This is a genomic window from Marmoricola endophyticus (assembly GCF_014644415.1).
Classification (GTDB): domain Bacteria; phylum Actinomycetota; class Actinomycetes; order Propionibacteriales; family Nocardioidaceae; genus Marmoricola; species Marmoricola endophyticus.
Genome location: NZ_BMKQ01000001.1, coordinates 1,009,265 through 1,035,402, shown reverse-complemented (window position 1 = coordinate 1,035,402; position 26,138 = coordinate 1,009,265). Strand labels below are relative to the sequence as shown.

23 protein-coding genes are annotated in these 26,138 nt (G+C 71.9%); 15 read left to right on the top strand and 8 right to left on the bottom strand.

What is annotated here, in order from left to right; translation table 11 throughout:
• Positions 1–7: 7 nt before the first annotated feature.
• From IEX42_RS05045 to IEX42_RS05030, 4 genes are read right to left on the bottom strand one after another with little or no spacing between them, the layout of a single operon-like run.
• Complete coding sequence (locus tag IEX42_RS05045; protein WP_188778794.1) at positions 8–265, bottom strand: HPr family phosphocarrier protein; 258 nt, start codon at positions 263–265, stop codon at positions 8–10.
• 56 nt (positions 266–321) lie between these two features.
• Positions 322–2,394: a PTS fructose transporter subunit IIABC gene (locus IEX42_RS05040; RefSeq protein ID WP_188778792.1), complete on the bottom strand. Its 2,073-nt coding sequence runs from the start codon at positions 2,392–2,394 to the stop codon at positions 322–324.
• Positions 2,391–3,359, bottom strand: coding sequence for a 1-phosphofructokinase family hexose kinase (locus IEX42_RS05035; RefSeq protein WP_188778790.1), 969 nt, complete (start codon positions 3,357–3,359; stop codon positions 2,391–2,393). Before IEX42_RS05035 ends, IEX42_RS05040 begins: the two co-directional genes overlap by 4 nt.
• A complete protein-coding gene (locus IEX42_RS05030; RefSeq protein ID WP_188778788.1) occupies positions 3,356–4,123 on the bottom strand; it encodes a DeoR/GlpR family DNA-binding transcription regulator in 768 nt (255 codons plus the stop codon). Before IEX42_RS05030 ends, IEX42_RS05035 begins: the two co-directional genes overlap by 4 nt.
• A 99-nt stretch (positions 4,124–4,222) precedes the next feature.
• On the opposite strand from IEX42_RS05030, the gene ptsP reads away from it, so the two are divergent.
• Positions 4,223–5,917 carry a phosphoenolpyruvate--protein phosphotransferase gene (gene ptsP, locus IEX42_RS05025; RefSeq protein ID WP_188778786.1) on the top strand — a complete coding sequence of 565 codons (1,695 nt, stop codon included), beginning with the start codon at positions 4,223–4,225 and terminating at the stop codon, positions 5,915–5,917.
• A gap of 119 nt (positions 5,918–6,036) precedes the next feature.
• On the opposite strand, the gene IEX42_RS18085 is transcribed toward ptsP, so the two are convergent.
• Positions 6,037–6,543, bottom strand: a complete 507-nt coding sequence (locus IEX42_RS18085; protein WP_229660604.1) for a flavin reductase family protein — start codon at positions 6,541–6,543, stop codon at positions 6,037–6,039.
• Positions 6,544–6,621: 78 nt separating this feature from the next.
• Here IEX42_RS18085 and IEX42_RS18080 point away from each other — a divergent pair, with 78 nt between their 5' ends.
• The 6 genes from IEX42_RS18080 (at position 6,622) to IEX42_RS04995 (ending at position 14,061) form a co-directional block, all read left to right on the top strand.
• Positions 6,622–7,296, top strand: coding sequence for a hypothetical protein (locus IEX42_RS18080; RefSeq protein ID WP_229660603.1), 675 nt, complete (start codon positions 6,622–6,624; stop codon positions 7,294–7,296).
• Between the two features lie 183 nt (positions 7,297–7,479).
• Positions 7,480–7,755 (top strand): 30S ribosomal protein S15, encoded by a 276-nt coding sequence (gene rpsO / locus IEX42_RS05015; RefSeq protein WP_188778784.1) that lies wholly within the window; start codon positions 7,480–7,482, stop codon positions 7,753–7,755.
• Between the two features lie 216 nt (positions 7,756–7,971).
• Positions 7,972–10,209 carry a polyribonucleotide nucleotidyltransferase gene (locus IEX42_RS05010; protein ID WP_188778782.1) on the top strand — a complete coding sequence of 746 codons (2,238 nt, stop codon included), beginning with the start codon at positions 7,972–7,974 and terminating at the stop codon, positions 10,207–10,209.
• 47 nt (positions 10,210–10,256) lie between these two features.
• Positions 10,257–11,546: a M16 family metallopeptidase gene (locus IEX42_RS05005; protein ID WP_229660602.1), complete on the top strand. Its 1,290-nt coding sequence runs from the start codon at positions 10,257–10,259 to the stop codon at positions 11,544–11,546.
• A gap of 27 nt (positions 11,547–11,573) precedes the next feature.
• Positions 11,574–12,311, top strand: coding sequence for a 4-hydroxy-tetrahydrodipicolinate reductase (gene dapB, locus IEX42_RS05000; RefSeq protein ID WP_229660953.1), 738 nt, complete (start codon positions 11,574–11,576; stop codon positions 12,309–12,311).
• Between the two features lie 133 nt (positions 12,312–12,444).
• Positions 12,445–14,061, top strand: coding sequence for a M4 family metallopeptidase (locus IEX42_RS04995; protein ID WP_188778777.1), 1,617 nt, complete (start codon positions 12,445–12,447; stop codon positions 14,059–14,061).
• 504 nt (positions 14,062–14,565) lie between these two features.
• Here the strand turns inward: IEX42_RS04995 and IEX42_RS04990 are convergent.
• Complete coding sequence (locus IEX42_RS04990) at positions 14,566–15,624, bottom strand: zinc-dependent dehydrogenase (RefSeq protein WP_188778775.1); 1,059 nt, start codon at positions 15,622–15,624, stop codon at positions 14,566–14,568.
• 247 nt (positions 15,625–15,871) lie between these two features.
• Between IEX42_RS04990 and IEX42_RS04985 the strand changes: the two genes are divergently transcribed.
• Positions 15,872–17,881, top strand: coding sequence for a PTS mannitol transporter subunit IICBA (locus IEX42_RS04985; protein WP_188778773.1), 2,010 nt, complete (start codon positions 15,872–15,874; stop codon positions 17,879–17,881).
• 9 nt (positions 17,882–17,890) lie between these two features.
• Here the strand turns inward: IEX42_RS04985 and IEX42_RS04980 are convergent, their stop codons facing one another.
• Positions 17,891–18,433, bottom strand: a complete 543-nt coding sequence (locus IEX42_RS04980) for a GNAT family N-acetyltransferase (protein WP_229660601.1) — start codon at positions 18,431–18,433, stop codon at positions 17,891–17,893.
• Between the two features lie 7 nt (positions 18,434–18,440).
• On the bottom strand, positions 18,441–19,280 hold the full coding sequence (locus IEX42_RS04975; RefSeq protein ID WP_188778769.1) for a hypothetical protein: 840 nt from the start codon (positions 19,278–19,280) through the stop codon (positions 18,441–18,443).
• Between the two features lie 71 nt (positions 19,281–19,351).
• Between IEX42_RS04975 and IEX42_RS04970 the strand changes: the two genes are divergently transcribed.
• The 7 genes from IEX42_RS04970 (at position 19,352) to IEX42_RS04940 (ending at position 26,098) form a co-directional block, all read left to right on the top strand.
• Complete coding sequence (locus IEX42_RS04970) at positions 19,352–21,118, top strand: chloride channel protein (RefSeq protein ID WP_229660600.1); 1,767 nt, start codon at positions 19,352–19,354, stop codon at positions 21,116–21,118.
• A 10-nt stretch (positions 21,119–21,128) separates the two neighbouring features.
• Positions 21,129–21,938 (top strand): thymidylate synthase, encoded by an 810-nt coding sequence (locus IEX42_RS04965; protein ID WP_188778766.1) that lies wholly within the window; start codon positions 21,129–21,131, stop codon positions 21,936–21,938.
• On the top strand, positions 21,935–22,420 hold the full coding sequence (locus IEX42_RS04960) for a dihydrofolate reductase (protein ID WP_188778764.1): 486 nt from the start codon (positions 21,935–21,937) through the stop codon (positions 22,418–22,420). Before IEX42_RS04965 ends, IEX42_RS04960 begins: the two co-directional genes overlap by 4 nt.
• Positions 22,417–22,920 (top strand): gluconokinase, encoded by a 504-nt coding sequence (locus IEX42_RS04955; RefSeq protein WP_229660599.1) that lies wholly within the window; start codon positions 22,417–22,419, stop codon positions 22,918–22,920. Before IEX42_RS04960 ends, IEX42_RS04955 begins: the two co-directional genes overlap by 4 nt.
• 57 nt (positions 22,921–22,977) lie before the next feature.
• Positions 22,978–23,364 carry a nuclear transport factor 2 family protein gene (locus IEX42_RS04950; protein ID WP_188778762.1) on the top strand — a complete coding sequence of 129 codons (387 nt, stop codon included), beginning with the start codon at positions 22,978–22,980 and terminating at the stop codon, positions 23,362–23,364.
• Positions 23,365–23,516: 152 nt separating this feature from the next.
• Entirely contained in the window at positions 23,517–24,410 is an 894-nt protein-coding gene (gene dapA / locus IEX42_RS04945) for a 4-hydroxy-tetrahydrodipicolinate synthase (protein ID WP_188778760.1), read from the top strand.
• On the top strand, positions 24,407–26,098 hold the full coding sequence (locus IEX42_RS04940; protein ID WP_188778758.1) for a ribonuclease J: 1,692 nt from the start codon (positions 24,407–24,409) through the stop codon (positions 26,096–26,098). The genes dapA and IEX42_RS04940 overlap by 4 nt, the downstream gene beginning before the upstream one ends.
• Positions 26,099–26,138 lie beyond the last annotated feature (40 nt).

Here is a 26,138-nt window from a genome sequence, read left to right as displayed (position 1 = left end):
GTCAGGCTCAGGCGTCGAGGTCCTTCTCGACGAGATCGGCGATGGTGTCCACCGCGGCCTGGTCGTCGCCGGAGACCTCGATGGTGTCGCCGGCGCCGGCGCCGAGCGTCATGATCAGCAGCGAGCTGCTGGCGTCGACACCGTCCTCGCCGGGTGCACCGAGGGTGACCTCGGAGTCCAGCTCGGCGGCGGCCTCGGCGATGATCGCCGCGGGGCGGGCGTGCAGTCCGACGGCCGAGCCGACGGTCACGGTCCTGGTGGCCATAGTGTCCTCAGTTCTCCTCTTCTCGGTGGTGAGTGAAGCGTGTCACACGGCCGGGGTCAGCCGATCGGGGTGACCTCGGACAGTGTGGTCCGGGCGGTGCTCTTGAGCGCGACGACAGACGCGGCGGCCACCAGCACCCCGGCGACCAGACTGATGAGGAAGCCGCCGATGTTGCCGACGGCGAACAGCACGAAGATGCCGCCGTGCGGCGCACGGAGCGTGACGTCGAAGGCCTCGGCGAGGCCGCCGGTGACCGCGCTCCCGAGCATGATCGACGGGATCACCCGCAGCGGGTCCGCGGCGGCGAAGGGGATCGCGCCCTCGGTGATGAACGACGCTCCCATCAGCCAGGCGGCCTTGCCGTTCTCGCGCTCCTGGACGGTGAACAGCGCAGGACGGACGACCGTGGCGAGGGCGAGCGCGATCGGCGGGACCATCCCGGCCAGCATCACGGCCGCCATGACCTTCAGCTCCGGCGCGTCGGTCGCGGTGGCCGCGGCGCCGAGCCCCGCGGTGGCGAAGGCGTAGGCCGTCTTGTTCAGCGGGCCGCCCATGTCGAAGGCCATCATCAGGCCGAGCACGACGCCGAGCACGATGGCCAGGCCCGGCCGGTCGCCCAGGCCGTTCAGGCCGTCGGTCAGCGCTGTGGTGAGCAGCTGCAGCGGCTTGCCGAGCACGACGACGACGATCAGGCCGGTCAGCAGCGTGGCCAGCAGCGGGATCACGAGCACGGGCATCAGGCCGCGCGCCCAGGCCGGGACCTTCCAGCCCGAGATCCACCCGGCGATGATCCCCGCGAGCACGCCGCCGATGATGCCGCCGATGAAGCCGGTCCCGGTCACGCCGGCGACCGCGCCCATGACGAAGCCGGGGGCGATGCCGGGCCGGTCGGCGATGGCGTACGCGATGTAGCCGGCCAGGGCCGGCACGAGGAAGCCGAACGCCGCCCCGCCGAGGGTGAACAGCAGGGCGCCGATGTAGGTCAGCAGCGCGCCGTGGGGGAAGACCTCGTTGTTGGCGAGCGGGTAGTCCGAGAGGTTCGGCAGGTTCGCGAAGCTGGAGTTCAGCACGATGTTCTTGGCGACGTCCGGGTCGCCGTTGCGGTAGTTCAGCGCGATCTCGTAGCCGGCGAACAGGAAGCCGAGCGCGATCAGCAGCCCGCCGGCGGCCACGAACGGGATCATGTACGACACGCCGGTCATCAGCACCCGACGGGTCGTGGCGCCGAAGCTCTCGCCGCCCCGGCCCGCCGTGCCGGCGCCCTCGGTGGCGGTTCCCTCGACCTTGGGCGCGGTGGCCGGGTCGGCGGCGTACGCCAGCGCCTCGGAGATCATCGCGTCGCCCTCGTCGATCGGTCGCTTGACCCCGGAGGAGACCAACGGCTTGCCCGCGAACCGGGAACGGTCGCGTACCCCGACGTCGACGGAGAAGATCACGGCCCCGGCGGCGGCGATCGTCTCGGGTGCGAGCGGGGTGGACCCCGCCGATCCCTGGGTCTCGACGTGGATCTCGACGCCGGCCCGCTCGGCGGCGGCCTCGAGCGCCTCGGCGGCCATGTACGTGTGCGCGATGCCGGTGGGACAGGCGGTGACCGCGACCAGCGAGGGCTTGCCGGACGGTGCGGCCGGGGCCGAGGCAGCAGCCGCGGGGGCCGCGGGGGCCGCGGGCGCCGCGTCGTCGAGCTGGACGACGCCGGAGACCAGCTCCACGACCTGCTCGGGGGTCTCTGCCTGACGCAGGCCGTCGGTGAACTCCCGCTTCACCAGGGCCCGGGCCAGCTGGGTGAGGAGCGTCAGGTGGGTGGCGTCGCCGCCGGCCGGTGCCGAGATGAGGAAGGCGAGGTCGGCGCTTCCGTCCTTGGCGCCGAAGTCGATCCCGGGGGAGAGCCGGGCGAACGCCAGGGTCGGCTCGGCGACCGCGGCGGTGCGGCAGTGCGGGATCGCGATGCCTCCGGGCAGCCCGGTCGCGGACTGCGACTCCCGTGCCATCGCGTCGGCGACGAGCTGGTCCACGTCGCCGGTGCGGCCGGCGGCGCCGACCACCTCGGCCAGGGACCGGATCACGGTGTCCTTGTCCGCTCCCAGGTCGGCGTCGAGCCGCACCAGGTCGGCGGTGATGAGGTCGGTCATGCGTGGAGGCTCCCTTGCGCGTCGTGCAGCCGGTTGATCCGCACCAGGTCGGGGGTTACGAGGTCGGGGGTGGGGATGGTGGTGCCGGGCAGTGCGGCGGCCGCGCTGCCGTAGGCCACGGCGAGGGCGAGCCGGTCGGTCTCCCCGCCGTGGCGCAGGTCGGCGAGCAGGTAGCCGAACAGCGACGAGTCGCCGGCACCGACCGTGCTCACCACGGTGGTCGGCGGTGGGGTGGCGTGCCACGCCCCCGCGGCGGTCACGAGGACCGCGCCGCTGCCTCCCAGGGTGGCGAGGACGGCGTCGACGCCGCGGTCCAGCAGCGTACGGGCCGCGTCGGCGGCGGCTCGCGGGTCGGCCTCCACCGCTGCGGCGTCGGCACCGGTGAGCGAGGCGAGCTCGTCCCCGTTGGGCTTCATCAGGTGGGGCGCAGCGCCCGGCAGGGCGGCGACCAGCTCGGTCAGCGGCTGGTCGCTGGTGTCGACGGCGACCTTCGCGCTGCCGGTGCGCAGGGCGGTGACGACCTCTGCGTACCAGCCGGCGGGGGCCCCGGGCGGCAGCGAGCCGGCCAGGACGACCCAGTCGGCGCGCTCGGCACGGGCGACGAGCGCGTCGGCGAGCGCGTCGAGGGTGGCCGGGGTGGCCTCCGGGCCGGGGCTGTTCAGCTTCGTCGTCGTGCCGTCGGGCTCGGTCAGCGTGATGTTGCTGCGGATCGGTCCCGAGGGGAGCTGGGGGCGGGTGTCGATGCCGTCGGTCCGCAGCGAGTGGACGAACGGGTCGTCGTCCGTGGCGGGGATGACGGCGACGGTCGGCACGCCGGCGCTCACGGCGGCGCGGGAGATGTTGATGCCCTTCCCGCCGCACTGGGAGGCCTCGCCGGCAGTGCGGACGACCCCGCCCCGTTCGAGCGCCGCGGTGAGGGCGACCGTGACGTCGTAGCTCGGGTTCGGGGTGAGGGTGACGATCACGTGGTCCTCACCTCCAGGCCGCGCTTCTCCAGCGCACGACGGTCGGCCGGGTCGATCCCTGCGTCGGTGACGAGGACGTCGACGTCGGCCAGCTCGGCGAACCGGTGGGTGGACTCGATCCCGATCTTGGTGGAGTCGACCAGCGCGACGACGGTACGGCCGCTGCGCACCATCGCCTGCTTGGTCGCCGCCTCGTCGTGGTCGGGGGTGCTCAGGCCGAGACCCTCGGTGACCCCGTTGCTGCCGACCATCACGACGTCGGCACGCAGCGCGGACAGCGCGGCCACCGTCTCCGCGCCGACCGCCGCCTGGGTCGTGCTGCGCACCCTGCCCGGCAGCAGGTGGAGGTCGACGTGGGGGAGCCCGACGGCCCGCGCGGCCACCGGCACGGAGTGCGTGATCAGGGTCAGCGGGTGGTCCATCGGCAGCCGGGCGGCCAGGCGCACGGTGGTCGTGCCGGCGTCGAGGAGCAGCGTCCCGTGGGGGTCGGGGAGCAGGTCGAGCGCCGCCTCGGCGATCAGGTCCTTCTGCTCCGCGTTGGCGCTGTCCCGGTCGGCGACGGCGGCCTCGATCATGCTCAGCGAGCGCGCGGGCACGACGCCTCCGTGGACGCGTCGTACGAAGCCGGCGCGCTCCAGCAGGGTGAGGTCGCGACGTACCGTCTCGGTGGTGACGTCGTACGTCGAGGCGATCTCGGCCACGGAGAGCCGACCGTGGTCGGCGACGGCGGCCGCGATGGACTGCTGACGCTCTGCTGCGTACACGATCCCTCCCGGGTGGTGCCGATCACTCGCATCTGTGTATGAGTGGTTTTACCTGCGAGCGTGTTGACTGTCAAGCGACCCGTGTAGTTGGATGTGAGCATGGCCACAGAGACACCAGCCCTGCTCAGCGGCACCCCCGTCGTGCCCGGGCTCGCTCTCGGCCCCGTGCTGCGGGCCCGTACCGAGGTCGACCCGGAGGCGGTGGCCGCGTTCGTCGCTCCGGAGCCGGTGGAGGAGGCCCTGGCGGCGTACGACGAGGCTGTCGTCGCCGTCTCCGAGACGTTCGTCCGTCGCGCGGAAGGCGCGGCCGGGGAGGCCAAGCAGGTCCTCACGGCGAGTGCCGGCCTGGCGAAGGACAAGGGCCTGCGCAGCACCGTGCGCAAGAACCTCACCGCCGGCAGCGCGCTGCTCGTCGCCCTCGAGGAGGCTGTCGAGTTCTTCGCCGGTCTGTTCGCGCAGCAGGGCGGGCTGATGGCCGAGCGCGTCACCGACCTGCGCGACATCCACAAGCGGCTGCTCGCCCACCTGGTCGGTGAGCCCGAACCGGGCGTGCCCACCCCGGAGGTCCCCTCCGTCCTGGTCGCCGAGGACCTCGCGCCCTCCGACACCTCCGGGCTCGACCCCTCCCTGGTCGTCGCGCTGGTCACCGAGAAGGGCGGCTCGACGAGCCACACCGCGATCATCGCCCGCCAGCTGGGCATCCCGTGCCTGGTCGGTGTCGCCGGAGCCCTGGGGCTCGCGGCGCAGACCCTCGTGCTGGTCGACGGGACCGCGGGCACCGTCGAGGTCGGCCCGGACGAGGCGGCCGCGCGCGGGCGCGTCGAGCAGGACCGGGCGGCCCGTGAGGAGCTCGCCCGCTGGACGGGTCCGGCGACGACCAGGGACGGCGTCCCCGTGAAGCTGCTCGCCAACGTCGCGGACGCGAAGTCGGCGGCCTCGGCCGCCGAGGCGCCGGTCGAGGGGGTGGGGCTGTTCCGCACCGAGCTGAGCTTCCTCAACACCAAGGTCGAGCCGACGCCCGAGGAGCAGGCCGAGGTGTACGCCGGGGTCCTCTCGCCGTTCGGCCCGGGCGACCCGGGTGGGTCCGGGCCCCACGTCGTCGTACGCACCCTGGACGCCGGCTCCGACAAGCCGATCGCGTACGCCACCAAGGACCACGAGGAGAACCCCGCCCTCGGTGTGCGCGGGTTGCGGCTCGCCTTCGACAACCCGGGGCTCCTGGACCGCCAGCTCGACGGCATCGCGCTGGCTGCCGAGCAGACCGGCGTGGCCCCCTGGGTGATGGCGCCGATGGTCGCGACGGTCGCCGAGGCCGAGGACTTCGCGAGCAAGGTCCGCGCCCGAGGGCTCAAGCCCGGCGTGATGATCGAGATCCCCAGCGCAGCGATCCTGGCCCACCAGATGCTGCAGGTCGTCGACTTCCTCTCCATCGGGACCAACGACCTGACCCAGTACACGATGGCCGCCGACCGGATGGCCACCGACCTCACCCACCTGACCGACCCCTGGCAGCCCGCCGTGCTGCACCTCATCGCGATCACCGCCGAGGCCGGCAAGCGCAACGGCAAGCCGGTCGGCGTGTGCGGCGAGGCGGCGGCGGACCCGGTGCTCGCCCCTGCGCTCGTCGGCATGGGCATCACCTCGCTCTCGATGGCGGCGGCCGCCGTGCGCGCGGTGGGCGCCGGGCTCGGCAAGGTGACGATGGACGCCTGCGAGGACGCCGCCGAGGCGGCCCTCGCCGCGAGCGACCCCCAGGCCGCCCGCGCCGCGGTGCGCGAGGTGCTGGGCCTCTAGCGATGTGCGGGCCGCACCTGCCCGTCGAGTGGTGCCCCGTGCCGGGTCGAGTTGCGCGCTGTGCCGGTTCGGGGCGGGAGCAGGCACCACTCGTGCCTGCAGGAGGCACCACTCAACGGTCAGGTGCGGTAGCGGCCGCGCGCGTGGAGCAGGACGTCGTCGGCCGGTCCCAGCCGGACCTGCTCGACGACCGCCTCCACCAGCAGGCCCCAACCCACGTGTCGCGGTGGCTCGGGGACGCGTCGTACGCCCAGCCAGCCCGCTGCGCCGTCGGGGACGGGGCCCCACTCCGACTGCTCCCACGACCCCTGGCGGAACGGCCCGCCGGGGGAGGGGGCGAGACCGGCGAAGACGTCGGCGAGGTACTCCTGCCCCGCGCTCAGCAGCGCGACCACGAGCCGCTCCGGCTCGGCGTCCCACAGCTCGGAGTCCTCGTCGACCAGACCCAGCACCCGGGCGGGCTCGCCGTCGGCGACCAGGAACGAGGAGACGGTGAGGCCGCTCCGGGCGGGTCCCTCGCCAGTCGTCCACAGGCTCACCGGGGCGGGCGTGCGACCCCGGAACCGTCGCAACGGGTCGCGGTCGCCCTCGGGGGTCGCGAACGGGTGGCTGTCGTGGATCGTCACCGCCCGAGCCTGACACGACGCCCCCTGGCCTCCGCGGCCTCCCGGGATCGGGGCGTCGGCGGCCGTAGGGTCGGCGCCATGAACCCGTTCCGCAGCCGCCGCGGCTGGCTCCCGGCCGTCCTCGCCGCGGTGCTGCTCGTGGGCGGCACGTTCGCGCTGCAAGAGCTCTCCGACCGGGTGTACGACGGCCGTGCCCGGCCGCAGGGGGACGCTGCGAGCCTCTGGGACTGGCTGGGCCAGACCTACCTCGGCCTGTTCGGGCCGTACTCCCGCTCGGCCGACACGTTCGGCGACAAGACGGCCCTGGTGGCGTACGGCGTGGTCGCGTTCATCGTCGCGGTGGTCGTGTCCTGGCGGGCGCTGCGCGCGCTCGCACCCGGCTCGGGGTCGTTCCCGGCCTGGCTGTCGATGTGGACCGCGATGGTCCTGGCCACGGTCTTCGGCAACCTCGCGTACTGGGTCGTCGGCGACTACGACACCGTCACCGGCGGTGCGGCCGCGGCGCCGCTCCTGGCCACGCTCAGCGAGGGGTGTGCGTTCGGTGTGAAGTGGGGGTGGGTCCCCGCGCTGGTCGCCACGCTGTTCTGGGTCGCCGTACGCCCCAAGCCGGACCGCGGCGACATCGACAACGACATCGTGTTCGACCCCGACGGAACGGGCTACCGCGACCCCGACGGGTCCGACGAGCGCACCCGCGCCATCCCGCAGGTCCGTCGCCCCGAGGAGCCGCACCCGGACGCGCCGTACCGCTGACGCACGCATTATGCGGGCCGCGGCGCCGCTGGTAGCGTGAGTCCGTCGTCACCGGTCGAGGTCAGTCACACCGTGCCCCGGCGACGACACCACTCACCGCCGTGAATCGGCCGCGGAACCAGAGTGCCCGGGTGAACAGGCCCCGGCGCGCCGCGCAGCGAACAGGAAGCAGGAGGAACTCCCATGTCGATCGGTACCGACGCGGAGACCAAGAAGAAGATCATCGCCGAGTACGCCACCGCCGAGGGCGACACCGGATCCCCCGAGGTCCAGATCGCGCTGCTCAGCCACCGGATCAGCCACCTGACCGACCACCTCAAGGAGCACCGCCACGACCACCACAGCCGGCGTGGCCTGCTGCTGCTGGTCGGTCAGCGTCGCCGGCTCCTGAACTACCTCAACAAGTCCGACATCGAGCGCTACCGCTCGATCGTGCAGCGCCTCGGCCTGCGCCGCTGAACCATCCGACCCCGACCGTTATGGTCGGGGTCGAGTGCTCTCACACCACGTGCAGGGCACCGTCACCACCCATGGAGCGGGCGGCTGCGTCCCGGCCCGGTCCTCGGTAGTGGCCACCGGATCCCCCGAGAGGCGGGCTCCGACGGCCTCGATCGAAGACCGGCCTCACGTGCAGCGGACGTCGCCCGCCGGCTCCCACCACAGTGAGGAGACCTCGTGAGCGAGGCACCAGAGATCATCGCCGTCGAGACCGTTCTCGACAACGGCAAGTACGGCACCCGCACCGTCAAGTTCGAGACCGGCCTGCTGGCCCGCCAGGCGGCCGGGTCCGTCACGGCGTACCTCGACGACGAGACGATGCTGCTCTCGGCGACCACCGCCGGCAAGCAGCCCAAGGACCACTTCGACTTCTTCCCCCTGACGATCGACGTCGAGGAGCGGATGTACGCCGCGGGCAAGATCCCCGGCTCGTTCTTCCGCAGCGAGGGTCGCCCGGGCGAGGACGCGATCCTCACCTGCCGGCTGATCGACCGCCCGCTGCGCCCGACCTTCACGAAGGGCCTGCGCAACGAGGTCCAGGTGGTCATCACCGTCCTCGCGCTCGACCCCGACAAGCCGTACGACGTGCTCGCCATCAACGCCGCGTCCGCCTCCACCCAGCTCTCCGGCCTGCCGTTCTCCGGCCCGGTCGGCGGCACCCGGATGGCGCTGATCGACGGCCAGTGGGTCGCCTTCCCGACCCACAGCCAGCTCGAGGACGCGGTCTTCGACATGGTCGTGGCCGGCCGGGTCACCGAGACCGGCGACGTCGCGATCATGATGGTCGAGGCCGAGGCCACCGAGCAGACCTGGGACCTGGTCCAGGGCGGCGCCCAGGCGCCGACCGAGGAGATCGTGGCCACCGGGCTCGACGCGGCCAAGCCGTTCATCAAGCAGCTGTGCGAGGCGCAGGCCGAGCTGGCCAAGCAGGCCGCCAAGCCGGTGCAGGAGTTCCCGATCTTCCTCGACTACGAGGACGACGCGTACGCCGCGGTCGAGTCGGCGGTCGCAGGCGACCTGGCCTCGGCGCTGACCATCGCCGGCAAGCTGGAGCGCGAGGAGAAGACCGACGAGATCAAGGCCGGCGTGCTGGACCGGCTCGGCGCCGACTTCGAGGGTCGCGAGAAGGAGCTCGGCGCGGCCTTCCGGGCGGTCAACAAGAAGCTGGTCCGCGAGCGCGTGCTGCGCGACAAGGTCCGCATCGACGGCCGTGGCCTGACCGACATCCGGACCCTGTCCGCCGAGGTCGAGGTCATCCCGCGGGTGCACGGCTCCGCGCTGTTCGAGCGTGGCGAGACCCAGATCCTGGGCGTCACCACCCTCGACATGCTCAAGATGGAGCAGCAGCTGGACACGCTGTCGCCGGAGAAGCACCGCCGCTACATGCACAAGTACGTCTTCCCGCCGTTCTCCACCGGCGAGACCGGTCGCGTGGGCTCGCCCAAGCGCCGCGAGGTCGGCCACGGTGCGCTGGCCCGCCGTGCGGTCCTGCCGGTGCTGCCGACGCGGGAGGAGTTCCCGTACGCCATCCGTCAGCTCTCCGAGGCGATGGGCTCCAACGGCTCCACCTCGATGGGCTCGGTCTGCGCCTCGACCATGTCGCTGCTGCAGGCCGGCGTCCCGCTGCGGGCGCCCGTCGCCGGCATCGCCATGGGCCTGATCTCGGGTGACGTCGACGGTGCGACGCAGTACGTCGCCATCACCGACATCCTCGGTGCCGAGGACGCCTTCGGCGACATGGACTTCAAGGTGGCCGGCACCCGCGAGTTCGTCACCGCGCTCCAGCTGGACACCAAGCTCGACGGCATCCCCGCCGACGTCCTCGCCGGCGCCCTGACCCAGGCCCGCGACGCGCGGCTGACGATCCTCGACGTGATGGCCGAGGCCATCGCCGGTCCCGAGGAGATGTCGACCCACGCACCGCGGATCTTCACCCTGCACATCCCGGTGGACAAGATCGGCGAGGTGATCGGGCCCAAGGGCAAGGTCATCAACCAGATCCAGGACGACACCGGGGCCTCGATCACGATCGAGGACGACGGCACGATCTACATCGGTGCCACCTCCGGCGAGGCAGCCGACGCCGCACGGTCGGCGGTCAACGCGATCGCCAACCCGACGATGCCGGAGGTCGGCGAGCGCTACCTCGGCACCGTGGTGAAGACGACCAACTTCGGCGCCTTCGTGTCCCTGATGCCGGGCAAGGACGGTTTGCTGCACATCTCCAAGCTGCGGTCGCTGGCCGGCGGCAAGCGGGTGGACGCGGTCGAGGACGTCGTGTCGGTCGGCCAGAAGCTCCAGGTGGAGATCGCCGAGATCCAGGACCGCGGGAAGCTCTCCCTGGTCCCGGTCGTCGAGGGCGACGACGCCGAGGCCGAGGCCGAGGCCGAGGCCCCGGCCGAGGACGAGGCCTGAGCCTGATCGGCATCGACAGCGTGCGACACCGTCGTACCGAGGACGTCGTGGGCCCCGCCCACGAGCAGGCCCCCGGCACGACGGTGTCGCTGCTTCCGGACGTACGACGCACGGTGCTGCCCGGCGGCCTGCGCGTCGTCACCGAGCACGTGCCGGGCGTGCGCTCCGCGGCGATCGGCGTCTTCGTCGGCGTCGGCTCGCGCGACGAGGTCCCCGCGCTGTCGGGCGCCTCGCACTTCCTCGAGCACCTGCTGTTCAAGGGCACGCCCGAGCGGTCGGCGATGGAGATCTCCGCGGCCCTGGACGGCGTGGGCGGGGAGCTGAACGCCTACACGTCGCGGGAGTACACCTGCTACCACGCACGAGTCCTCGACGAGGACCTCCCGCTCGCCGTCGACGTCCTCGGCGACATGCTGACCGCCTCGCGGATCACCGCGGCGGACGTCGAGGCGGAGCGCGAGGTGATCCTCGACGAGATCGCGATGCACGACGACGACCCCGACGACGTGGTCCACGAGCTCGTCCACGAGCACGCCTGGGCGGGCACACCGCTCGGCCGACCGGTCGCCGGTCGCCCGGAGACGGTGGCCGAGCTGACCCGGGCACAGGTGCACCGCTACTACCGCACCCGCTACGCCGCGCCCGCGACCACGGTCGCCGTCGCCGGCAACGTCGACCACGAGAGCGTCGTCGAGCTGGTGCGGTCGTCGTTCTCCCGCCACGGGTTCCTCGAGGGCACGGCCGGGCCGGCCGCACCGCGGCCGAGCCGGCGTACCAAGGCGGTACGGGGCGGGCTCGCCCGCGCCACGCGGCACAGCGAGCAGGTGAACCTCGTGCTCGCCGTGCCCGGCATCGTCCGGTCCGACCCGCGGCGGTACGCGGTCGCCGCGCTCAACGCCGCGCTCGGCGGTGGGCCGTCGTCACGGCTCTTCCAGCAGGTGCGCGAGGAGCGGGGGCTGGCCTACAGCGTCTACTCGTTCGCCGCGTCGTACTCCGACGCGGGCCTGTTCGCCGTCGCTGCCGGTTGCCTGCCGGGGAAGGTCGACGACGTCCTGACCGTGGTGCGGGCCGAGCTGGCGGAGGTGGCCCGCGACGGTCTCGACGCGGACGAGCTCGTCCGTGCGAAGGGCCAGCTGCGCGGCGGCATGGTGATGGGCCTGGAGGACACCGCCTCGCGGATGTCGCGGCTCGGCGAGGCCGAGCTGTTCCACGAGCGGCTGCTGGGGCTCGACGACGTCCTCGAGCGGGTCGACGCGGTCGGCCCGGAGGACATCGCGGCAGTGGCCGGGCACCTGCTCACCGGCCGGGAGGTCCTCGCCACGGTGGGGCCGGAGTGAATCGCTAGGGTCTGCCGGGTGGGCACGCTGCGGGTAGGGGTTCTGGGAGCGCTGGGCAAGGTCGGGCGCGCAGTCTGCGAGGCGGTCGACGCCGCCGAGGACTGCGAGCTGGTCGCCCGCGTCGACGCGGGCGACCCGCTGGAGACGCTGACCGAGTCCGGAGCCCAGGCGGTGGTCGACTTCACCCACCCCGACGTGGTGATGGACTCCCTGCGGTTCTGCGTCGAGCACGGCATCCACGCGGTCGTCGGCACCACCGGTTTCGACGACGAGCGCCTCGACCGCCTGCGCGGCTGGCTGGACGGCACGGACGTCGGCGTCCTGGTCGCCCCCAACTTCTCCGTCGGGGCCGTGCTGATGATGAGGTTCGCCGTGGAGGCCGCCCGCTACTACGAGTCGGTCGAGATCCTCGAGCAGCACCACCCCACCAAGGCGGACGCGCCCTCCGGCACCGCGCGCCGCACGGCGCAGCTGGTCGCCGCCGCACGACGAGAGGCCGGCATGAGCGCACCGCCCGATGCCACGTCGACGGCTCTGGAGGGGGCCCGCGGTGCCGACGTGGACGGGATCCGGGTCCACGGCATGCGGATCCGCGGCATGGTCGCGCACCAGGAGGTCGTCCTCGGCGCGCCGGGGGAGACCCTCACCATCCGCCACGACTCGCTGGACCGGGTCTCGTTCACCCCCGGCGTCCTGCTGGCGCTCCGCGCGATCGCCACGCGGCCCGGCCTCACCGTCGGGCTGGAGTCGTTCCTCGACGAGTAGCGCCCCGCGCTGCATATCTGTGCAACTGGCAAACGTGCACTCGCGATTGCGTTTTCATGCAATCGGTTGTGGGTGAGAGTTCAGGGGAACCACGTCGCCGGCTCGTCCGGACCGCCCTCCTCAGGAGCACGCCATGCCCCGCAGCTCTCGCTCACCACGCCGCCTCGCCTCCGCCGCCGCGGTCACCGGGTTGACCGCCTCTCTCCTGGCGCTCCAGGCCCACGCCGACGCCGCCCCCACCGCCGACGACTCAGGCCTGGTGACCTCCTCGCGCCACGTCGCCCCCGACTCCGCCGTCGCGACCTCGGCGGTCACGCTGCTGAAGAGCACGCGGCAGGCACTGCTCGGCGACGACCAGGGACTCACGGTCAAGGACGCGATCGTCGACAGCACCGGCGCCTCGCACGTGCGGATGACCCGGACGTACGCAGGGCTCCGCGTCCTCGGCGGCGACCTGGTCCTCCACCGCACCGCGGCCGGCAAGGTCGCCGGGGTCTCGCAGACCCTCGCGTCCGCACCCTCGATGTCGGCCACCCCGAAGCTGAGTGCCGACACCCTGGTCTCGCGTCTCGGCCTCAAGACGCAGGGCAAGCCGGAGCTGGTCGTGGACGCGGTCGACGAGGCGCCGCGTCTGGCCTGGCTCTTCACGACCGGTGGCACCCAGGCCGACGGCACCCCGAGCCGTCTCGAGCACGTCGTCGACGCCACGACCGGCAAGACGATCCGTACCGAGCAGCAGATCGAGACCGTCGACGGTGACGGCGACTCGCTCTACCTCGGCACCGTGCCGCTGGACCTGACGAAGTCGGGGGCGACGTACCAGCTCAAGAGCGGGAGCCGCGGCGGCACCTACACCACGGACGTCAACAACAAGACCGACGGCACCCTGTGCCAGCTGTTCGGCAACTGCCCCACGGGCACGACCTTCACGTCCTCGACCACGCACTTCGGCGGCGCCGCGACGAATCGCGCCACCGCCGGCGTCGACGCTCAGCGCGGGTCGGACCTGACCTGGGACTACTACAAGCAGACCTTCGGGCGCAACGGCATCTTCGGCACCGGCAAGGGCTCCTACAACCGGGTCCACTACGGCAAGAACTACGTGAACGCCTTCTGGGACGGCACGAAGATGACGTACGGCGACGGTGACGGCCAGCAGTACGGCCCGCTCGTCTCCGTCGACGTGACCGGGCACGAGATGTCCCACGGCGTCACCGAGAACACCGCCGGCCTGACCTACTCCGGTGAGTCCGGGGGCCTCAACGAGGCCACCAGCGACATCTTCGGCTCGATGGTCGAGTTCTACGCCGATGACGCCAAGGACCCGGGCGACTACCTGATCGGCGAGCAGTTCGACAAGACGAAGAAGGGGCTGCGGCGGATGGACGACCCGGCCTCGGACGGCAAGTCGCAGAGCTGCTACTCCTCCAGCACCAAGAGCGTCGACGTGCACTACTCCTCCGGTGTCGGCAACCACTTCTACTACCTGCTGGCCGAGGGGTCCGGCGCCAAGACGATCAACGGCGTCGCGCACGACTCGCCCACCTGCAACGGCTCGTCGGTGACCGGCATCGGCCGCGACGCCGCCCAGCGCATCTGGTACCGCGCGCTGACGACGTACTTCACCTCGAGCACCACCTACGCCCAGGCCCGCACGGCCACGCTGAGCGCCGCCAAGGACCTCTACGGCACCGGCAGCACCCAGTACGCCGCCGTCGGCAAGGCCTGGAGCGCGGTCAGCGTCGGCTGACCCCACGAGTCATCTGCGCTCTGTCACGCAGATGCCGGGTGTGGGGCCCGTGCTGGGCACACGGGTCCCACACCCTCCCTCGAGCGGGGCGTGTGCGGTTCATCTCGGGTCCGCACAACCCCTGACACGAAGCGAAGGGCCCGCACCGGCAGGTGCGGGCCCTTCGTGCTGCACGGCGGTCGTGTCCATGCGCCGGAGGTCGAGCGGTTGTCGAGACCGCTGCCGCGAGCCGGAGGTCGACGGTGAGGCCTTGCGGCCGGACGCGCCTCGTCGAGACCACGTCCAGGGCTGGTGCGACCCGCAGAGGGGGTCTCGACTCGCGTCACTCGGACCTTGCTTCGCTGCGGTCCGAGCCGACGCGGCTCGACCGACGAGTGAGCCACCGGGCTGGCGCGTCCAGCTGAGGGGGTCTCGACTCGCGTCACTCGGACCTTGCTTCGCTGCGGTCCGAGCCGACGCGGCTCGACCTCACCGTCCTGAGCCCTGTGCCGGACTCCGTCCGGCTCAGGGCTCGACGGTGACCTTGATGGCCTCGCCGCGCTGGACGATGCCGAAGGCGTCGAGGGCGCGCTCGAGGGGGATGTGCTCGGTGATCAGGTCCTTGACCGGCACCTGGCCGGTGGAGATGTACTCCAGCGCCCGCTTGTTGTGCTCGGGTGCGGAGCCGTTGGCGCCGTGGATGTGCAGCTGGCGGTAGTGCACGACGTTGGAGTCGCAGGTGATCGTCGGGTCGGTCTTCGGCAGCCCGCCGAAGAAGCTGATCCGGCCGTTGCGGGCGGCCATGGCGATGGCCTGCTCCTGGGTGACGTTGGCGGCGGTGGCGGTGATGACCACGTCCGCGCCGCGGCCGCCGGTCAGCTCCATGACCCGCTCGACGACGTCGACCTCCGCGCCGTTGATGGTCTCCTCGGGCTGGACCGCGTCCGCGGACATCTTCAGCCGGTCGGCGTTGACGTCGACGAGGTAGACCGCGCCGGCCTTGTGCACGCCGCGGGCGATGCGGATGTGCATGCAGCCGATCGGGCCCGCGCCGAAGACGACGACGGTGTCGCCCTCCTCGATGCCGAGCAGCTCCTGGGCGTTGATCGCGCAGGCGAAGGGCTCCGCGGCCGAGGCCTCGTCGAAGCCGACGTTGTCCGGGATCCGGTTGAGCCCGTCGACCTTGAGCACCTGCGTCGGGACGATCATGTACTCCGCGAAGCCGCCGTCGTACTGGTAGCCGACCGAGGTCTGGTTCTGGCACACCGCCATCCAGCCCTTGCGGCACTCGTGGCACTCGCCGCACGGCACCGCGGCGATCACCTGGGCGCGGTCACCGACCTTCCAGTCCGCGCCGTACGTCGCGTTGACCTCGGAGCCGACCTCGACGACCTCGCCGGCGATCTCGTGACCGATGGTGCGCGGGGGAGTGAGGTTCTGGTGGCCGTTGTGCAAGATCTTGACGTCCGTGCCGCAGGTCGAGCAGTTGCGCACCCGCAGCTTGACCTCGGCCGGCCCGCAGGTGGGTTCCTCGACGTCCTCCAGGCGGACATCCTCGGGGGCGTAAAAGCGCAGGGCCTTCATCTGGTTCCTCCTGGTCGCTCGGAGCGCCGTACCGGCGCGATGTGTCCGGCGTCACTGTAGCGAGGGGCCGGGATGTCCGACTGTACCTGATTCACTCCCGAATTTCTTTGAACGTGTGGAGTTGAAACGCTTGACGCGCCCAATAGTGAGTCGTATAAAGATGAACACAGATCGGGTGATCGGCATCACAGATGCTGAGAACCGCTCACGGACCCCTGGCCCTCGGCCCACGGACAAGGAAGACCTCATGGCCACCACCACACCCAGCCCCTCCCGGGGCTCCGCGCGGCTGCAGGTGCAGCGGTTCGGCACGTTCCTCTCCAACATGATCCTGCCCAACATCGGCGCGTTCATCGCCTGGGGCCTCATCACCGCGCTTTTCATCCAGACCGGGTGGATCGCGCTGATCGGCGAGAAGCTCTTCGGGGCCGACCCGACGACGCAGGGCTTCGGCTTCGTCTCCCACCTCGGTGCCTGGACGCTGCCCAACGGTGACCCGATGCACGACGGCATGGGGATCGTCGGCCCGATGATCACCTACCTGCTGCCGCTGCTGATCGGCTACACCGGCGGCCGGATGATGTACGACGACCAGCTCCGCGGCGGCGTCGTCGGTGCCATCGCCACGATGGGCGCCGTCACGGGCGCCTCGGTGCCGATGTTCCTCGGCGCGATGATCATGGGCCCGCTCGGTGGCTGGAGCATGAAGAAGCTCGACGCGCTGTGGGCGCACAAGATCAAGCCCGGCCTGGAGATGCTGGTCAACAACTTCTCCGCCGGCATCTGGGGCGGGTTCCTGGCCGTCGGAGGCTTCCTGCTCGCCGGACCGATCGTCGAGTGGTTCTCCAACCGGGCCGCCGAGCTCGTGCAGTTCCTCGTCGACAACAGCCTGCTGCCGCTGACCTCGATCTTCATCGAGCCGGCCAAGGTGCTGTTCCTCAACAACGCCATCGGCAACGGCATCCTGGTCCCGCTGGGCACCAACGAGTCGTCGGGCCCCGCGGGCAAGTCGATCCTGTTCCTCCTCGAGGCCAACCCCGGCCCGGGCCTGGGCCTGCTCATCGCCTTCGCGATCTTCGGCAAGGGCATCAGCAAGTCGTCGGCCCCCGGCGCGATCCTCATCGAGTTCATCGGCGGCATCCACGAGATCTACTTCCCGTACGTCCTGATGAAGCCCAAGCTGATCCTCGCCGTCATCCTCGGCGGCATGACCGGTGTGGCCACCAACCTGGTCTTCGACTCCGGCCTCCGCTCGCCGGCCTCGCCCGGCTCGATCATCGCGGTCTGGATCGCGGCGCCTCCCGGCAGCCTGGTCGGCGTGACGCTGTCCGTGGTCTTCTCCGCGGCCGTGTCCTGCGCCGTCGCCTCGGTCCTGCTGAAGTTCGACAAGGCCGAGGAGCCGGGCGACCTGGCCTCCGCCACCGCGAGCATGGAGTCGATGAAGGGCAAGAAGTCCTCGGTCGCCGGCGCGCTCACCGGCCGTACGGGTGCCATCCGCTCGATCGTCTTCGCCTGCGACGCGGGGATGGGCTCCTCGGCCATGGGCGCCTCGGTGCTGCGCAAGAAGGTCCAGGCCGCCGGCTTCGGCGACGTCACCGTGGTGAACAAGGCGATCTCGAACCTCACCGACACCTTCGACCTCGTCGTGTCGCACCAGGACCTCACCGACCGGGCGAGGCAGCGGACCGGCTCGGCGATCCACGTCTCGGTCGACAACTTCATGGGCAGCCCGAAGTACGACGAGATCGTCGACATGCTCCGGCAGAGCAACGGCGGAGGGGCGACACCGGTCGACGCCGGAGCCGAGGCCGACGGGGTGGACGCCGGTCTGCTGACCCGGGACTCGATCGTCCTGGAGTCCTCGGCGGCCAGCCGCGACGAGGCGATCACCCGGGCCGGCGAGCTGCTGGTCGCCGCAGGTGCGGTCGAGCCGTCGTACGTCGAGTCGATGCACGAGCGCGAGACCTCGGTCTCGACCTACATGGGCAACCTGCTGGCCATCCCGCACGGCACCAACGAGGCGAAGTCGGCGATCCGCCGGACGGCGATCTCCTTCGTCCGCTACGACGGCGGGGTGGACTGGAACGGCAAGGAGGTGCAGTTCGTCGTCGGCATCGCGGGGGCGGGCAAGGACCACCTGAAGCTGCTCGGCCAGATCGCCCAGGTGTTCCTCGACGAGGGTCAGGTGGCGCAGCTCAAGGCGGCGTCGTCGGCCGAGGAGGTGCTCGACGTGCTCGGGGCGGTCCAGCCGGCCTGACCCGGGCGCTCAGCCGATCGCGGCGTGGAGGCGGACCTGCTTGACCCGGACCTCTCCGTCGCCGCGCAGGTCCAGCTCACGGTGCGCGCCGTCGGCGGCCCACCCTGCGCTGCTCAGCAGCGCACGGGTGGCGTCGTCGGCGGCGTTCACCCACGTCGTGGCGCGCGTGAACCGGTCCGCGACGAGGGTGTCGACGCCCGCCTGCATCAGGCGCGAGCCGTGGCCGTCGCGACGGTGCTCGGGGTCCACGGTCAGGTCGCTCAGCTCGCCGTCCGCCACCGGGTCGAGGTCGGGGTCGGCACTCGGCCCGGTCAGAGCGAAGCCCGTGACGGTGCTGCGCTCGAGCGCGACCAGGACGCGCCGTCGCGCGTCGCCGGGCGCTGCCAACGCCTGCCGCCAGCCGTCGGCGACCTCCGTGAGGTCCATCGCGTCGAGCAGGTCGGCCGGCAGCAGGCCGGCGTACGACGTACGCCAGGCACGCACCTGCACCGCGGCGATCGCTGAGGCGTCGTCGCTCCAGGCGACACGGCAGGAGACGTCGGCAGCGGGCACACGCCCATCAGACACCATCGGGCCGACCGCGATCGAGGACCCGCCCCTCGAAGCCGGCCAGGTAGATCGCCCCGGCCATCGCGAGCACCAGGCCGGCGGCGATGGCAGGCCAGGAGGGCACGCCGTCGCCGAGCACCACGACGCCGACGAGGGCGGGGACGAGGGTCTCGCCGATGATCAGCGGTGCGCTCGCGGCCGCGACAGAGATCCGCTGCATCGCGAACGAGTAGAGCCAGAACGCGCACACGCCGGCGATCACCACGACCACGGCGATCACGAGCGTCCGCCAGGAGAGGTACGGCGCCGCGAGCTGACGCCCACCCAGGGTGACCACGGCGTACCCGAGCCCGGCGAGCAGGCCGAGCGAGGCTCCCGCCGCCCGTCCGCTGCCGCGGTACGCGACCGTGCCGAGCCCCAGCATCAGTGCCGTCGCGACGTACAGCCCGACGATCAGCAGCGGGCGGTCCTGCGTGGCGCCGGACTCCCCGGCATCGGCCGCGAGCAGCGCGATGCCGAGGAAGGTGGAGGCGACGGCGAGGACGTCGCGCCCGGTCAGCCGCTCCTTCAGGGTCACGGCGGAGACGAGGGCCGTGATCGGCAGCTGCGCCGCGATCCCGGCCTGCGCGAGGTAGAGCGGAACGCGGCCGATGGCGACCAGGTGCAGCCCGGCGCCGACCACCAGCATGAGGATCGAGGCGACCAGCACCGGCGTGGTCAGCGCCGTACGGGTCAGCCGCAGCACGCCCTCCTCGATCGGGGGCAGCCCGCGTGACGCCGAGGCCTGCATGACGGCCGCGACGCCGTAGAGCAGGGCCGCGACGAGCGCGGCGAGCAGGCCGATCAGCATGGGGGCGAGTCTGGCCGATGCCCTCAGGGGCGCCCGCAGGGGGAGTCCTCGCACCTGCGATGATCCACCGAGTGACCAGTGCCAGCGAGAGCCCCGAGGGACGCTCGCTCCCGGTCGCCATCGGACCCGGGTCGGTCGGCCGCTGGCTGCGCGACTCGGAGAGCGGGCTGCTGGTCCTCGCCCTGCTCGTCGGGGCCGGGGCGGGCCTCGGCGCCGTCGCGTTCCGCTACCTCATCTCCGGGTTCACCAAGGTCCTCACCGGGTACGACGACTACGCCGGCCGCGGTCACGCGCCGCACGGCTTCCTGCCGGGGGTCGGTCCGTGGTTCGTGCTGCTCACCCCCGTGATCGCGGGGATCCTGTACGGCCCGCTGGTCTACTTCTTCGCCCGCGAGGCGCGTGGCCACGGCGTACCCGAGGTGATGGTCGCCGTCGCGCGACGCGGCGGCCGGATCAAGCCGCAGGTGGCGCTGGTCAAGGCGCTGGCCTCCGCGCTGACCATCGGCGGCGGCGGGTCGGTGGGCCGCGAGGGCCCGATCGTGCAGATCGGGTCGGCTCTGGGCTCGACGCTCGGCCGCCTCGTCCGCGCGCCGGAGACCCGGATGCGGGTGCTGGTCGCCTGCGGCGCGGCGGGCGGCATCGCGGCGACGTTCAACGCGCCGCTGGCCGGGGTGTTCTTCGCGATGGAGCTGATCCTCGTGGACTTCGCGGCCCGCTCCTTCGGCATGGTCGTGCTGGCCTCGGTGGTGGCCAGCGTGATCGGCCGGACGGTCCTCGGCGACGACCCGTTCCTCGTGCTGCCGACCTTCCGCGTCGAGCACCTCGTGGACTACGGCTTCTTCGCCGTGCTCGGCGTGCTCGCCGGCGTGGTCGGCGTGGTGTTCACCAAGGTGCTCTACGCGATCGAGGACGCCTGCGACTGGGCCTGGCGCGGACCGGAGTGGGCGCGCCCGGCGGTGGGTGGCCTGCTGCTCGGCGTCGTGCTCCTCGTCCTCCCGCAGATGTACGGCGTCGGCTACCCCGTCCTCGGCAAGGGCGTCGCCGGCGACTACGCGATCGGCTTCCTGCTGGTCCTGATGGTCGGCAAGATGGTCGCCACGTCGCTGACCATCGGGATCGGCGGCTCGGGAGGCGTGTTCGCGCCCAGCCTGTTCATCGGCGCGATGCTCGGTGCGGCGTACGGCCAGGTGCTCGGCCAGGTGGCGCCGGACCTCGCCGGGCCGGTCGGGGCGTACGCGCTGATCGGCATGGGCGCGACCTTCGCCGGGTCGGCCCGGGCCCCGATCACCGCCGTGGTGATCCTCTTCGAGCTCACCGGCGAGTACTCGATCATCCTGCCGCTGATGGCCGCGATCGTCCTCGCGACGGGCGTCTCCCAGGTGCTGTCGAAGGACACCATCTACACGCTCAAGCTGCGCAGGCGCGGCATCGACCTGACCGCCAAGCAGGGCACGCTGGACCGGCCGGCGTCGGCGCTGATGCAGCCGGTGCCCACCCCGGTGGTGGAGACGGCGACCATCGAGGAGGCGGCGACGCTGCTCGAGCAGGCGGCGGACGCGGTGCTGCCCGTGGTCGACGCCGACGGGCGGTTCCGGGGTGTGCTGTCGACCCGGGCGCTCACCGAGGTCGCGGACACGGACGAGGAGGGGACCGTCGGCGACGCCGTCGTCCAGGCGCCGACGGTCAAGGCCGGCGACCCCGCACGCACGGCGGTCGAGCTGCTGGAGGACCCGGCGACGGAAGCGGTCGCCGTCCTCGACGACGAGGGTGCCGAGCTCGTCGGGTGGCTCACGGGACGCGCGGTCCTGGCCGGCCTGCGTCGTACGCCGGGCCCCTAGACTCCGACCCATGCAGGCCTACCTCGACCTCCTCCGCCGGATCCTGGACGAGGGCGTCGAGAAGGGCGACCGCACCGGCACGGGGACGCTGAGCGTCTTCGGTCACCAGATGCGCTTCGACCTGACCGAGGGCTTCCCCCTGGTGACGACCAAGAAGGTGCACACGCGCTCGGTGTTCGCCGAGCTGCTGTGGTTCCTGCGCGGTGACACCAACGTCAGGTGGCTGCAGGAGCGTGGCGTGTCGATCTGGGACGAGTGGGCCGACGAGAACGGCGACCTCGGCCCGGTGTACGGCTACCAGTGGCGCTCCTGGCCCACTCCCGACGGGCGCCACGTCGACCAGATCGCCCAGGTCGTCGACCAGATCCGGCGCTCGCCGGACTCCCGGCGCCACGTGGTGTCGGCGTGGAACGTCGCCGACGTGCCCGACATGGCCCTGCCGCCGTGCCACACGATGTTCCAGTTCTACGTCGCGCCGCTGGACGACGGGCCGGGGCGGCTGAGCTGCCAGCTCTACCAGCGCTCGGCCGACGTGTTCCTCGGTGTGCCGTTCAACATCGCCTCGTACGCCCTGCTGACCCACATGGTCGCCCAGGTGACGGGGCTGGAGGTCGGCGACTTCGTGCACACGCTCGGTGACGCGCACCTCTACCTCAACCACCTCGACCAGGCCCGGCTGCAGATGACCCGCGAGCCGCGCCCGCTGCCCACCCTGTGGCTGGACCCGTCGGTGACCGCGCTGGACGCCTTCGACCTCGAGCACGTGGTTGTCGAGGGCTACGACCCGCACCCCGGCATCAAGGCGCCGATCGCCGTATGACGACCCTCGTCGCCGCGGTCGCCCGCAACGGCGTCATCGGCACCTCGACCGACGGCCGCCCCGACATCCCCTGGTCGATCCCGGGGGAGCAGCGCCGGTTCAAGGAGCTGACCCTGGGCCACACCCTGCTGATGGGGCGTACGACGTACGACTCGATCGGGCGCCCGCTGCCGGGGCGCACGACGATCGTCCTCACCCGCGACCGCGAGTGGTCGGCGCAGGGGGTGCTCGTCGCCCACGACATGGAGCAGGCGCGCGCGCTCGCGGCGGACCTGGACGGTGAGCTGATGGTGGCCGGGGGAGCGCAGGTCTACGCGGCCGCGATGCCGTTCGCCGACGCCCAGGTCCTGACCGAGGTGGACCTGGAGCCCGAGGGCGACGTGCGCTACCCCTCGTTCGACCGCGACGCGTGGGTCGAGGTGGCGCGCGAGCACGTGCCGGGCGAGACGGCGTACGACGTGGTGCGGTGGGAGCGGCGTTGAGTGCACGGGTGGTCGTGATGGGCGTCTCGGGGTCGGGCAAGACCACGGTGGCCGAGAAGCTGGCGGACCGGATCGGTGCCGCGCTGGTCGAGGGGGACGACCTGCACCCGCAGGCCAACCGCGACAAGATGCGCTCCGGCACGCCGTTGACGGACGACGACCGCTGGCCCTGGCTGGACCGGGTCGCCGCGGCGCTGGAGTCGACCGACGGCCCCGTGGTGGTCACCTGCTCCGCGCTCAAGCGCGCGTACCGGGACCGCTTGCGCGCCGGGGCGCCGGGGACCTTCTTCGTCCACCTCGACGGTGACCCGCAGCTGCTCAAGGACCGCCAGGCCGCACGGGAGGGTCACTTCATGCCGCCCTCGCTGATGGACTCCCAGCTGGACACGTTGGAGCAGCTCGGCGCCGACGAGGCGGGCGTACGCCTGGACGTCGCGGCCCCGCCGGAGCGGCTCGCCGACGAGGCTGCAGCGGCGGTGCGCGACCACGCGGACGCCTGAGCCTGCGTTGGTAGGGTCGGAGCACCCTCCCCGATCCGCCCAGTCGCAGGAGTCGGCATGCCCGAGAACGCCCGGCGAGACGTCACCGTCCAGGTCGACCCCGATTGCGACGAGCCACGTGCGGGGATCGTCCGCGACTGGCTGGTGGCGCTCGCGTACGGCGACCTCGACGCCAGCTGCGCCCCGCTCGCCGACGACGTGGTGTTCGAGACCTCCGGCGGCGAGACGCTGCACGGCGTCGCGGAGGTGCGCCCCGCGATCGAGCAGATGGCCCGGCTGCGCGTGACCCACCTGCACCTGCGCCACCTGCTCGGCCAGGGCGACGTGGTGGCGGCGGAGGGGGTGCGCCGCAGCGACGAGGGCCGCGCCCAGTTCGCCGCCTTCGTGACCTTCGTGCCCGGCGACGGCACGATCGCGCGCGTCGTCGCCATGCGCCAGGTCTGAGGCGGGTCGCCGCGTACGGGGATACACCGACGTCGGGCTCACACCCCTGACTGCGGCGTGTTGCGGGCCTTCGCGGGACTTCGGTGCATCCCCGTACGAGACTTCCGACGCGCCATCCGGAGCTGACCCCGGACACCGATACGGTGGGGCCCATGACCCTGCCTCCCGCTCCCTACGGCCGGGTGCTGACCGCGATGGCCACGGCGTTCGCCGGCGACGGCTCGGTCGATCTGGCCGGCACGGCCGCGATCGCCGATCACCTGCTCACCCACGGCAACGACGGCGTCGTCGTGTCGGGCACCACCGGCGAGTCGCCGACGACGACCGTCGCCGAGGACGGTGACATCGTCCGTGCGGTCAAGGACGCCGTCGGTGGGCGTGGGGCCGTGATCGCCGGGGTCGGCACGAACTCCACCGCGCACTCGGTCGAGCTCGCGCTCGGTGCGGAGAAGGCCGGTGCCGATGCCGTCCTCCTGGTGACGCCGTACTACAACAAGCCCGGGCCGGCCGGCATCCTGCACCACTTCACCGAGGTGGCCCGGGCCACCGACCTGCCGGTGATGCTCTACGACGTGCCGGGTCGCACAGGGCAGGCGATCCCGATGTCGGTCTACGAGCAGGCGATCGGACTCGACTCCGTCACCACGGTCAAGCACGCCACCGGGGACCCGACCAGGGTCATCGCGCTGCGCGAGCTCGGCTACGAGGTCTACTGCGGTGACGACGCCCTGCTGCTCGGCTATCTCGTGCACGGCGCCTGCGGCATCGTGTCGGTGGCCGGTCACGCCGCCGGTGAGCAGCTGTCGGAGGTGGTCCGGCTGTTCGACGCCGGCGACACCGCCGGCGCCCTCGCCACGTTCACCCGACTGGTCCCGGCGTTCGAGGCGGTGATGGGCGTGCCGAACTACGGTGCGACCACTGCCAAGGCCGCCCTGGAGCTCTTGGGCGTGCTCGACAACCGCAACGTACGTGGACCGCTGGTCCCTCTCGACGACGACGAGGTCGCGGCGCTGCGCGCGGCCCTGGAAGGCGCATCCCTGCTGTGAGTCACGCACACCCCGAGCTGTCCGCACCGCCCCCGCTCGCCTCCGGCGGCCTCCGCGTCATCCCGCTCGGCGGGCTGGGCGAGGTCGGCCGCAACATGACCGTCTTCGAGTACGACGGCCGCCTGCTGGTCGTCGACTGCGGCGTCCTCTTCCCCGAGGACCACCACCCGGGCGTCGACCTGATCCTCCCGGACTTCGACGCGATCCGGGACCGGCTGGACGCGGTCGAGGCGCTCGTCCTCACCCACGGGCACGAGGACCACATCGGCGCGGTGCCGTACCTCCTGCGCGAGCGGCGCGACATCCCCCTCGTCGGGTCGCAGCTCACACTGGCGCTGCTCGGCTCCAAGCTGCGCGAGCACCGGATCGAGAAGCCGATGCAGGCGATCGTCTCCGAGGGTGACCGGGTCTCCTTCGGGCCCTTCGACCTGGAGTTCGTGGCGGTCAACCACTCCATCCCGGACGCGCTCGCGGTCGCGATCCGTACGCCTGCCGGGATGGTGCTGCACACCGGCGACTTCAAGATGGACCAGCTGCCGCTGGACCGTCGGATCACCGACCTGCGCGCCTTCGCCCGGCTGGGGGAGGAGGGCGTCGACCTCTTCCTCACCGACTCCACCAACGCGGAGGTCCCCGGCTTCACGACGTCGGAGAAGGACATCGCCCCGGTGTTGGACCGGGTCTTCTACTCCAGCGACCAGCGGATCATCGTCGCCTGCTTCGCCTCGCACGTGCACCGGGTGCAGCAGGTGCTCGACGCGGCGGTCGAGCACGGCCGAAAGGTGGCGTACGTCGGCCGCTCGATGGTGCGCAACATGGGCATCGCCCGTGACCTCGGCTACCTCCACGTGCCGCCCGGCACGCTGGTCGACGCCAAGGAGCTCGGCAACATGCCGCCCGAGAAGACGGTGATGATCTCCACCGGCTCCCAGGGCGAGCCGATGTCGGCGCTGTCGCGGATCGCGCAGCGCACGCACAACTTCGTCAGCATCGTGCCCGGCGACACGGTGGTGCTGGCGTCCTCGCTGATCCCCGGCAACGAGAACTCCGTCTTCCGCGTCATCAACGGGCTGACCAAGCTCGGCGCCGAGGTGGTCCACAAGTCCAACGCGCTGGTGCACGTCAGCGGGCACGCGAGCGCCGGTGAGCTGCTCTACTGCTACAACATCGTGCAGCCGCGCAACGTCATGCCGGTGCACGGCGAGATCCGCCACATGGTGGCGAACGCCGACCTCGCCCGTGCAGCCGGCGTCCCCGACGACCACGTGGTGATCGCCGAGGACGGCGTCGTCGTCGACCTGGTCGAGGGCCGTGCGCAGGTCACCGGCAAGGTCGACTGCGGGTACGTCTTCGTCGACGGCTCCTCGATCGGCGACGTCTCGGAGTCCTCGCTGAAGGACCGTCGGATCCTCGGCGAGGAGGGCTTCGTCTCGGTGATCGTCGTCGTCGACTCCACGTCCGGCAAGGTGATCAGCGGCCCGGAGATCCAGGCGCGCGGCTTCGCCGAGGAGGAGGCCACGTTCGACGACATCCGCCCCGGCATCGTCGACGCGCTGACCAAGGCGGTGGCGGAGGGGACGACCGACAACTACCAGCTGCAGCAGGTGATCCGCCGGGTCGTGGGCCGCTGGGTCGGCAACCGGCTGCGCCGCCGGCCGATGATCATCCCGGTCGTGCTCGAGGCCTGAGCCCGACCGATGAGTTCGCGCGGCGGCGCGGGTCGGTAGG